The following is a 9,614-nucleotide window of genomic DNA, read 5'->3' as shown; positions in this document are numbered from 1 at the left end:
GCCGATGGTACTGCAGGGGGGACCCTGTGGGAGAGTAGGACGCCGCCGAACAATCATTGCGAAGAGCCCCGTACCGGGGATACCGGTACGGGGCTTTTTTGCGTTTACCAGCACCGTCTCCGTCTATAGCATCGGCACATGGAACACCTCATACGCCGGGTGCGTGCCGATGACTGGCGGCAGGTCAGGGACTTGCGGCTGGCCGCTCTGCAGGACCCCGTGGCATCGATCGCCTTCCTTGAGACCTATGAGAACGCGGCCGGACAGGCGGACCCGTTCTGGCAGGGGCGGGCCGCGCGGTCGGCCGAAGGGGACGTCATCGCGCAGTTCGTGGCCGAGGCACCGGACGGGCGCTGGGACGGGAGCGTGACCGTGATGGTCGAACGCGCCGGCTCGGGAGGGGGCTTCGCGGGCGCGGCGGCCCACGACCAGACCCATGTGGTCGGAGTCTTCGTACGGCCGGATGCGCGGGGGGCAGGGATCGCGGACGCACTGTTCGATGCAGCCGTGGAATGGTCCTTCGGGCTGGCCGAGCCGCGGATCGAGCGGGTGCGGTTGTTCGTTCACGAGCGGAATGCGCGGGCGGAGGCGCTGTACCGGAAGGTGGGCTTCGAACTGACGGGTCACAGAGTCGCGATGGACGGCGACCGTTCGGACGAGAACGAGCTCGAGATGGCCGTGTGGCGGCCGGGGTCAGTGCGGGGCGTTGCAGGCGCAGTGGGGTACGGGCGTCGGGGTTGACGGTTCTGCGGTCGGCGGGGTGGCCGCTGCGGCGGCCTTGGCCACGTCGGCCAGCAGGCGTATGCGTTCCTGTGGGTCGATGTAGCGGCCGGCGTTGACGACCGCGTGGATCCGGCGGGTGTGGGTGATGTCCGCGAGCGGGTCCGCGTCGAGGACCACCAGGTCTGCGGGGCGGTCCTTCGGGAGCCCGAGCAGCTGGGCGGGGACGGTGGTGGCGGCCCCGAGCACCTGGTGAGTGGGAAGGCCGGCCTCGGCGAGGAGGGCGAGTTCGCCGTGCAGGGAGAAGCCGGGTACCGAGTAGCCGGTACCGGTGTCCGTCCCGGCGGCGAGGCGCACTCCGGCACGATGCATCTCGTCCACCAGCCGCAGGCGGTGCTCGTGTATCTCGCGGACGCGGGCGGTGTCCTCGGGCGTACGGGAGCCGAGCAGGGCCTCCAGGATGTGTGGCCAGGATTCGACCTGCCAGCCGGGGACGTACTTCCATTCGTCCGCAGCAGTGGGGAGGTCGTCGGGGCGCTCCAGGGTGCGGTGGATGGTGAGGGTCGGGACGACGTACGTGCCGTTCTCGGCGAGCGTGGCGAAGAGGCGGCGGGCGCGGTCCTTGTCGTACGACCGCATCGCCTGCCACTCCAGCGGGTGCACCTGCCGGAACCAACTGTCGTAGCGGGACAGGCTGGAGGAGTCGTCGGGGTCGATGCGGACTGCTGCCAGGCCCGCGCGGATCTCGCGTTCGCGCGAGGAGGTGGCGAGGAGCATGGCGTGCAGGTGCTCGATGGAGCGTTGTCCCGAGGTGGCGGCCACGGCCATCGGGAGGGTGTCGGGGCAGTGGCCCGCGAAGGGGATGCCCTGGGCGCGGGACTCGTCGGCGATGGCCGCGTACGCCTCGGTGGAGAGCCGGGAGTAGACCTTCACGAAGTCGGCTCCCTCGCGCTTCACCCGGCGGACGGCGGCCCGGGCGGACGGGGCGTCCGCCACCTCGATGACGGGGAGCCCGGTGTCCCGGGCCCAGATCGAGGGCGGGCCGTCGATGATCGGTCCGGCGATGACGAACCGGGGGCCCAGCAGGGAGCCTTCTTCGATTCTTTCGCGCCAGGCGTGCTGGCGGGGGGTGCCCCACATTTCGCGGACCGAGGTGACACCGGTCAAAGGGAAGAGCGGCGGGGTGTAGCCGTCCTGGCCGTCCGTGGTGTGGATGTGCGACTCGATCAGGCCCGGGATGACGTACTTGCCGGTGAGGTCGACGACGCGGGCGCCGGGCGGGGGCCGGAGCTGGGCGCTGGGGCCGTCTTCGACGAGGTGGCCGCCGCGCAGGACCAGCGTGTGGTCATGGCGGGGGCGTGCGGCGGTGCCGTCCAGGACGGTGGCGTGGGTGAGTACGAGGGTGTCGGCCGGGGCGGTGGGGCTTGGGGCGGGCATACGGGCCTCTTCTTCCGGTGCGGAGTGGTGGCGCTCCCTGGGGGGATACGTGTGACTCTCGCGGATTCGGAGGCGTACGGGAATGGGGGAGGCAGGCGCGCCGTGGGTGTACGTAAGTGCACCTGGACGGCGCGACGATCGGGTACGGAGCAGCAGCCGGCGGAGCTCGACGTGCTTGTGGCCAGCGGGTTTCGCCGCTCAACGGGCCTGCGGCCACCGGGATGTGAACTGTTCCTCGGAGCGGAGCAGGGCCAGGGTCGGGAGACCTTGGCCCTGACCGGCCGTGAGGAGCTCCGGGAGCTGGGGAAGGGGAGCCACGGCCGCGACATCGTCCAGGACGAGTGTCATTGGTGGGTCGAGCCGACCGTCGGATGACCGTGCGGCCATGCGGCGGCCGTGCTCGACCACGTGTGAGGTGAGGGCGGTGAGCAAGGGCATCGCACCCGGTCCGGTGCGGCGGGTGCGTGGGTCTTCGATTGCTTCACCGACCACATAAAGCGTTCCCCCCTCGTCCGCAAATGATTCCAAGGTGAGCGAATCGCTTCGGTTGGGTGTGCAGGATTCGCGGATGTGGATCGAAGAGAGGGCGGAGAAGGCTCGCGCGGTCAACTCCTGGGCCATTTCGCGGCGTTCGGGGTAGGCGGTGAGCGCGGACTCCAGGAGGCCGGCGGCGCCGGAGGTGGCTTTGGGGTGGGTGCGCAGGATGCGGACGGCCTCGTGGGTGTGGGTCCCCTGGGTCCAGCGGTGGAGCTGCTTGAGGGAGTTGCTGCCGGTGATCGCGGCCGCGTGCAGGTAGCTGCGCAGGAGTGTTTCCGCGGTGTCGGCGATGGCCGCGTCCATGCGGGCCTGGGGGCGGACCGGGGCGAGGAGGGCGGTCGCGCGGGCGGCGGCGGTCTGCGGGTGCTCGCAGCCGGACGTAGGGGACCAGTGGAGGCGGTCCGGGGTATCGCAGAGGTGGTTGGGGTCGTAGAGGAGCACGGGGCCGAGCTTGGAGCGGGGGCCGGTGGTCTCGGACCAGAGGGTGGGGTCGGAGGTGACGATGAGGGTGGGGCCGGGGGCGTCGAGGATGGTGTGGAGGGTGGTGGGGCGGTGGGATTTGCGGGGGTAGAGGGGGGTGGGGGAGGGGTAGAGGGTGGGCCTGGTTCCGGGGGTGGGCCCGGTTTCGGTCCCGGGGGTGGGGGCGGTTCCGGACCCAGGTTGGGGTTCGGTGATGGCGTCGGGCGGGGGTGTCGGTGTGGCGCGGGGGGCGGTGGGGGGAGCGGGGTCGGGCGGGGTGGGACGGTGTGGCTCCGCCGGGGGGCCGCCCCCTTGCCCGCCCGTTCCGCCCCCGGGGGGCGGCCCCGCCGCCCAAGGGGGCGGGGGCGTCTGGGGCGGCCCCGCCGTCCAAGAGGGCGGGGGCGTCTGGGGTGGCTGCGGCGTCCGAGGGGGCGGGGGCGTCTGGGGTGGCCCCGCCGTCCAGGAGGGCTGGGGCGTTTGGGGTGGCTGCGGCGCCCAAGGGGGCGTCTGGGGTGGCTGCGGCGTCCGAGGGGGCGGGGTGGCCAAGGTGGCCGTGTCGGACGGGCGTGTGGGGTGGCGGAGGTGGCGCCAGCGGGCGAGGGTGCCCAGGGTGAAGACCGTGAGGACGATCAGGATCATGAGCTGACCGATGAAGAGGCCCCAGAAGAGGCCGTAGCCGGAGAGTTCCCCGGGGGGTGTGGCGGGCCAGGCCGCCGCCAGGTCCTGGGGGGCCGTGGCGAGTTGACGCACGGCGGTGGGGGTGTTCGGGAACGTGACGTTCGTCGGCCAGGCGCCGTGCGCGAAGAGGCCGGAGAGGCCGGTGGCGGTCCAGGCCAGGACGGTCAGGCCCAGGAGGAACGCGAGGAGGCCCACGAGGAGACCATCGGGGATGCCGCCCTCCGGGCGGGTGTTCCGGTGGCTCCGGTGGTTGTGGCCGGCGGGGCCGTGGGTGGGGTGCGGGGTGGGCATGTCAGGCGACCGTGGCGTCCGAGGATTCGACTTCGGCCATCTGGGCTTCGATCAGAGCCGCGCGTTGTTCCGCCTCCCAGTCGGCGGCGCGGGCCTCGTCGTTGAGGAAGTCGTCCTCCTGCGGAAGGGAGGCCGAGGACTCGGTCATGGCGCGGTCGGTGAAGACGAGCGGGCGTTCGGCCTCGGTGATGAGGTGTTTGACGACCTGGACGTTGCCGTTGACGTCCCAGACGGCGATGCCGGGGGTCAGGGTGGGGATGATCTCGACGGCCCAGCGGGGCAGACCGAGGACCTTGCCCGTTGCTCTGGCCTCGTCGGCCTTCTGGGCGTAGATGGTGCGGGTGGAGGCCATCTTGAGGATGGCTGCGGCCTCGCGGGCGGCCGCGCCGTCGACCACGTCGGAGAGGTGGTGGACGACGGCCACGAAGGACAGGCCGAGGCGCCGCCCGAACTTCAGCAGGCGCTGGAAGAGCTGCGCGACGAACGGGCTGTTGATGATGTGCCAGGCCTCTTCGACGAGGAAGATGCGCTTGACCCGGTCGGGGCGGATCCAGGTGTGTTCCAGCCACACCCCGACGATCGCCATGAGGATCGGCATGGCGATGGAGTTGCGGTCGATGTGGGAGAGGTCGAAGACGATCAGGGGCGCGTCGAGGTCGATGCCGACCGTCGTCGGGCCGTCGAACATGCCGCGCAGGTCACCGTCGACCAGTCGGTCGAGAACGAGCGCGACGTCCAGGCCCCAGGCGCGGACGTCGTCTATGTCGACGTTCATCGCCTCCGCCGACTCCGGCTCCGGGTGCCTCAGCTGCTCGACGATGTCCGTCAGTACGGGCTGACGGGTGGTGATGGTCTCGTTGACGTACGCGTGGGCGACCTTGAGGGCGAAGCCGGAGCGTTCGTCGAGTCCGTGGCCCATGGCGACTTCGATGATCGTACGGAGCAGGGCCAGCTGCCCGGTGGTGGTGATGGCGGGGTCGAGGGGGTTGAGCCGGATGCCGTCGTTGAGGGCGGCCATCGGGTCGAGACGGATGGGAGTTATGCCCAGCTGCTGGGCGACGAGGTTCCACTCGCCGACGCCGTCCTCGCCCTGCGCGTCCAGGACGACGACCTGCCGGTCCTTGAAGCGGAGCTGGCGCAGTACGTACGTCTTCTCGAGCGCCGACTTGCCGTTGCCGGACTCGCCGAGCACCAGCCAGTGGGGGGCGGGCAGTTGCTGCCCGTACAGCTGGAAGGGGTCGTAGATGTAGCCCTTGCCGCTGTAGACCTCACGTCCGATGATGACGCCCGAGTCGCCGAGGCCGGGCGCCGCCGTCGGGAGGTAGACCGCCTGCGCCTGGCCGGTGGACGTACGGACCGGCAGTCGCGTCGTCTCGACCTTGCCGAAGAGGAAGCTGGTGAAGGCCTCCGTGGCTGCGGACAGCGGGTCTCGCATGGTCTGTCCTTTCGGGCGGTTCAGGGCGCCGGGGGTGCGGGGGGAGTGCTCAGCGGGGCTGCCGTGCGGGAGAACGTGCGGGAGTGCTGGGGTCGGCCGGCGACGGGTGCCGGCAGGGGGCGGGGGCGGTGGGTCAGCGGCGGATGCCGGTGGCGAAGGGGAGCGTGTTGACGAAGGCGCGGTGGTGCTCGCGGTCGCACCACTCCAGCTTCAGGTACGACTTTCCGGCCGAGGCGCGGATGGTGCGCTTGTCGCGGGCGAGCGCCTCCGGATTGCGGGAGGAGACGGTGATGTAGCCGACGATGTTGACCCCTGCTGCGCCGGACGCCAGGTCCTCGCCGCGCTGGTCGAGGCGGCCGTGGGCGGCGATGTCGCGGGGGTCGACGGTGCGGTTCATCTTGGCGGCGCGGGACGCGTCGGCCTCGTCGTTGGTCTTCTCGGTGAGCATCCGCTCGATGGCGACCTCGGTGGGTTCGAGGTCCATGCAGACGGCCACCGTGCGGATCACGTCCGGGGTGTGGACCAGGAGGGGGGCCAGGAAGTTGACGCCGACCGGGGTCATCGGCCACTCCTTCACCCAGGCGGTGGCGTGGCACCACGGCTCGCGGGTCAGCGACTCGCGGGTCTTGGCCTGGAGGTACGTCGGCTCCATCGCGTCCAGCTCGGCCGGCCAGGCGTTGCGCTTGGTCATGGCCTGGATGTGGTCGATGGGGTGGTCCGGGTCGTACATGGAGTGGACGAGCGAGGACAGCCGGCCCTGGCCGAGCGGCTGACGTACCCGGATGTCGGCCTCGGCGAGCCGGGCGCAGATGTCGGTGAGCTCGCGCGCCATGACGATGGCGAGTCCGGCGTCCTTGTCCAGTTTGCGGCTGCCCTTGGGGCGGGTCGCCCGGGCCATCGCGGCGCCCTCGGCGGCCAGTTCGCGGGTGTAGTGCATGCAGGCGACCAGGTACGCGCGGTGCTGTTCGCTGGAGGTCGACACCATCGACTGGAGCTGGTCGTAGGAGTCGGTGAGCCACTCGGGGGCGGAGTGGTCGCCGCGCTGGGCGACGTCCTTGGCGTGGGCGTCGGGGTCGGCGGGGAGGGTACGGGCCAGCATCTGCAGCCGGGTGACGAAGCCGTCGCCGTTCGCCACGTGCTTGAGCAGGGTGCCGAAACGGTCCACCAGGGCTTCCTGGTCCTCGCTGTCGCGCAGGCCGACGCCCGGACCCTCGATCTCGATGGCGGCGGTGACGGTGCGGCGGTCGGCGTGCAGCAGTACCGCGATCTCGTCCGGGCCGAAGGGGGCGGCCAGCCAGTTGATCCTGCCGATCCCCGGCGGCGGGCCGATCTCGATCTCGCGCCCGTCGCCCTTGACGCCCGCCTCCATGGCGTGGGAACGGTACGTGGTCCCCTTGCGGAGGTTCCGCTTGTAGCTCCGGTTGATCTCGAACCACTTGTAGAAGGTGCGGTGCTTGTAGGGCACGTACACCGCCATCAGGGCGAGCAGCGGGAAGCCGACGAGCAACATGATGCGCAGGGAGAGGCTGGGGACGAGGAGTCCGCACATCATGCCGAGGAACGCGCCCGCGATGATCAGTGCGATCTCGCCGGTCTCGCGGTTCTTGCCGACGATGGCGTTCGGCCTGGCCCGGCCGATGAGATAGGTACGGCGGGGCGCGATCGGGTGGGACTGGGTGGTCAACGCCCTCCTCCTCCTGTGTTCTTGCGGTGGCTGTGGGGCGTACCGGAGCTGCCGGTGTTGCCCGCACCGCCGGTGCCGCGATTGCTGTGGGTGCTGTTGCTGCGGGCCGAGGGGGCGGCCGACGGGATCGCGCCCTGGCCTCCGCCGCCGCCTCCGATTGCGCCTCCGCTTCCGGCCGAGGGGCTGCCGCCGCTGCCCGTACGGGAGCCGTGGGCGGTGATGCCGCCGCTGGCGGACGCGGTGGACGCCTGGCGGGGGGCGGGTGCGCCGCCGCCTCCGCCGCGGCTGCTGTGGGTCTTGATGCCCTGGGAGACGAGGTTGGCGGGGGAGGAGAGGACCGCGGAGGCGCGGGCGCCGTCGGTGACCTGCTTTCGGCTGGCACTGGCGGCGGCGATGTCGTCGCCGAAGCCGGGCACGAACCGGTAGATCATCGCGGAGGCGAAGATGGCCAGCAGGATGATGGCGAGGCCGGAGACGACGGCGGAGAAGGCGTTGGGGCCGTCGCCGGTGGAGAGGGCGCCGGCCAGGCCGAGCACGATCACGATCACCGGTTTGACCAGGATCACCGCGATCATGATGCCGGCCCAGCGGCGGACGTGGCTCCAGAGGTTCTTGTCGACGAGTCCTGCGTAGACGACGGTGCCGAGGAGGGCGCCGACGTAGAGGAGGGCCGCACGGACGACCAGTTCGAGCCAGAGGACGCCCGCGGCGAGGATCGTGACGAGGGCGACGACGATCAGCATGATCGGGCCGCCGCCGATCTGGTCGCGCTTTTGCAGTGCCTCGGCGAACGACCCGAAGAAGACGTCGGTCTCGCCGCCGGACGCGGAGGCGATGACCTTGGTGACGCCGTCGGTGGCCGAGACGATCGTGTAGAGGATCAGCGGCGTGAACGCGGACGCCAGGACCGTCAGCCAGAGGAATCCGATGGCCTCGGAGACGGCGGTGGCGAGCGGTACGCCGCGCATGGCGCGCTTGGCGACGGCCAGCAGCCACAGGACCAGGGTCAGCACGGTCGATGCGGCGAACACGACGGCGTACTGCTGGAGGAACTTGGGGTTGGTGAAGTCCACGTTGGCGGTGGAGTTCACGGCCTCGCTGAGCTTGCCGACGATCCAGGCGGCGGCGTCTGCGCAGCCCTTGGCGAGGGAGGTGAGGGGGTCGAGCGTGGAGTCGGCGGGGGAGGGGGCGACGGTGGAGGGGGAGGTGCCGGGAGCGGTGGAGCCGGGGGCGGAGTTGCCTTGTTCGCAGTACTCCTTGGCGGGGCCGACGATGAGGTCGCAGTTGCTGGAGGGTGCCGGCGTCGGCGGCGGTGTCGGAGCTGCAAAGGCACGCGCCGACATGACCACGACGGTGGCCTGGGCCGATGCCAGGACAGCGGTGATCTTGAGCGCGCGGCGCGGGCTACCGGGCATACGTGAATCCTCCGTACTCCTCGACTGCCTTGGCGATCGCATCTGCGTCGGAGGCCCTACGGTCGGCGTTCACGGGAGCCGGGCCCTCTCTCTGGGAGTAGCTCTCTACCTTCCAGTCGTTGTCGCTCCACTGGAGATTGAAGACCATGGTGAACCAGTCGTTCGTCACCGGTTTGGTCTCGGCGCCACCGCCGGCCGTTCCGAACACGCCGGTGCACCAGACCTCGACCGTCGAGGTGGTGTCGGAGGATGCCGTGACCTTGGTGCCGACGGGGGCGGTCCTGGAGACGTACGTTCTGCCCTTGCCCGCGTTCCCCTTGGCGTCGAGGCCGACCTTGTCGAGGAATGCCTTGTCGTACGCCGCGTCGAACTTCGCCTGAAGTTCATCGACCTTGGCGGGGACGAACACCTGGGGCACGATCTCGCGACGACGGTCCGGCTTGAGGATGTCGGCGGAGACCAGTGCGACGGCGAAGTTGGCGGCAGCGCTCTGGGCGCCTTGCGCGTTGTGCGCATAGCCCGAAGGCAGGGCACCGGAGTGAGCCTGCACCGGCCTCTCGCCCGTCGCCGCCGTCGACTCCGACGAAGGCTTGTCGGCCTGGCCGTTTCCGCCCTTGTCGGCCGGGCCGCTCCCCGGCCCCCTGTTCGCGAAGGCGATGGCCGCGATCAGGAGTACCACCACTGCCACGACCGTGATCATCGACCGCGAGGCCCTGGGGCCGGGGCGGGAGCCGCGGGGGCGGGGCGAGCCCGGGTCGTCCGGCATGCGGGTACGGGTCTGGCGGGTGCCGCCCATCGTCGTATAGGGGTCGTCGGGTCCCCTCCGGTCGTCGTCCTCACCGAGGCTCATGCCGCGTACGCCCCCTCAGCCTTTCGCAGTCCCGTGCCGTGGTCGCACTCGCACTCGCATTCGCATGCGTCGTACTTAGACGGTAGCGGGGCTGCTTCCCGCACGGGC

The 9,614-nt window shown here is 70.8% G+C and carries 7 protein-coding genes; 1 reads left to right on the top strand and 6 read right to left on the bottom strand.

Going from position 1 to position 9,614, the window contains the following annotated elements; genetic code table 11:
• Positions 1–138 precede the first annotated feature (138 nt).
• Positions 139–741, top strand: coding sequence for a GNAT family N-acetyltransferase (locus ACFWVV_RS11165; RefSeq protein WP_384346022.1), 603 nt, complete (start codon positions 139–141; stop codon positions 739–741).
• On the opposite strand, the gene ACFWVV_RS11160 is transcribed toward ACFWVV_RS11165, so the two are convergent.
• From ACFWVV_RS11160 to ACFWVV_RS11135, 6 genes are all read right to left on the bottom strand, one after another.
• Positions 694–2,157 (bottom strand): amidohydrolase family protein, encoded by a 1,464-nt coding sequence (locus tag ACFWVV_RS11160; RefSeq protein WP_384346020.1) that lies wholly within the window; start codon positions 2,155–2,157, stop codon positions 694–696. The two genes, ACFWVV_RS11165 and ACFWVV_RS11160, sit on opposite strands and share 48 nt — an antisense overlap.
• 198 nt (positions 2,158–2,355) lie before the next feature.
• On the bottom strand, positions 2,356–4,122 hold the full coding sequence (locus ACFWVV_RS11155; protein WP_384346017.1) for a type IV secretory system conjugative DNA transfer family protein: 1,767 nt from the start codon (positions 4,120–4,122) through the stop codon (positions 2,356–2,358).
• Position 4,123: 1 nt separating this feature from the next.
• A complete protein-coding gene (locus ACFWVV_RS11150; protein ID WP_384346014.1) occupies positions 4,124–5,557 on the bottom strand; it encodes an ATP-binding protein in 1,434 nt (477 codons plus the stop codon).
• A gap of 133 nt (positions 5,558–5,690) precedes the next feature.
• Positions 5,691–7,241 carry an SCO6880 family protein gene (locus ACFWVV_RS11145; protein ID WP_384346011.1) on the bottom strand — a complete coding sequence of 517 codons (1,551 nt, stop codon included), beginning with the start codon at positions 7,239–7,241 and terminating at the stop codon, positions 5,691–5,693.
• Positions 7,238–8,656: a hypothetical protein gene (locus tag ACFWVV_RS11140; RefSeq protein WP_384346008.1), complete on the bottom strand. Its 1,419-nt coding sequence runs from the start codon at positions 8,654–8,656 to the stop codon at positions 7,238–7,240. Before ACFWVV_RS11140 ends, ACFWVV_RS11145 begins: the two co-directional genes overlap by 4 nt.
• Positions 8,646–9,506, bottom strand: a complete 861-nt coding sequence (locus ACFWVV_RS11135) for a hypothetical protein (protein ID WP_384346005.1) — start codon at positions 9,504–9,506, stop codon at positions 8,646–8,648. Before ACFWVV_RS11135 ends, ACFWVV_RS11140 begins: the two co-directional genes overlap by 11 nt.
• Positions 9,507–9,614 lie beyond the last annotated feature (108 nt).

Origin of the sequence: Streptomyces sp. NPDC058663 (assembly GCF_042716745.1) — a bacterium.
Lineage (GTDB): Bacteria > Actinomycetota > Actinomycetes > Streptomycetales > Streptomycetaceae > Streptomyces.
The sequence above is the reverse complement of the archived record's forward strand: the minus strand, read 5'-3'. Positions and strand labels throughout refer to the sequence as shown.

Bases quoted from the DNA above. Each gene is read 5' to 3' on its own strand.
- ACFWVV_RS11160 (WP_384346020.1), bottom strand. From the start codon at position 2,157: ATGCCCGCCCCAAGCCCCACCGCCCCGGCCGACACCCTCGTACTCACC.
- ACFWVV_RS11135 (WP_384346005.1), bottom strand. From the start codon at position 9,506: ATGAGCCTCGGTGAGGACGACGACCGGAGGGGACCCGACGACCCCTAT.
- ACFWVV_RS11150 (WP_384346014.1), bottom strand. From the start codon at position 5,557: ATGCGAGACCCGCTGTCCGCAGCCACGGAGGCCTTCACCAGCTTCCTC.
- ACFWVV_RS11155 (WP_384346017.1), bottom strand. From the start codon at position 4,122: ATGCCCACCCCGCACCCCACCCACGGCCCCGCCGGCCACAACCACCGG.
- ACFWVV_RS11165 (WP_384346022.1), top strand. From the start codon at position 139: ATGGAACACCTCATACGCCGGGTGCGTGCCGATGACTGGCGGCAGGTC.
- ACFWVV_RS11140 (WP_384346008.1), bottom strand. From the start codon at position 8,656: ATGCCCGGTAGCCCGCGCCGCGCGCTCAAGATCACCGCTGTCCTGGCA.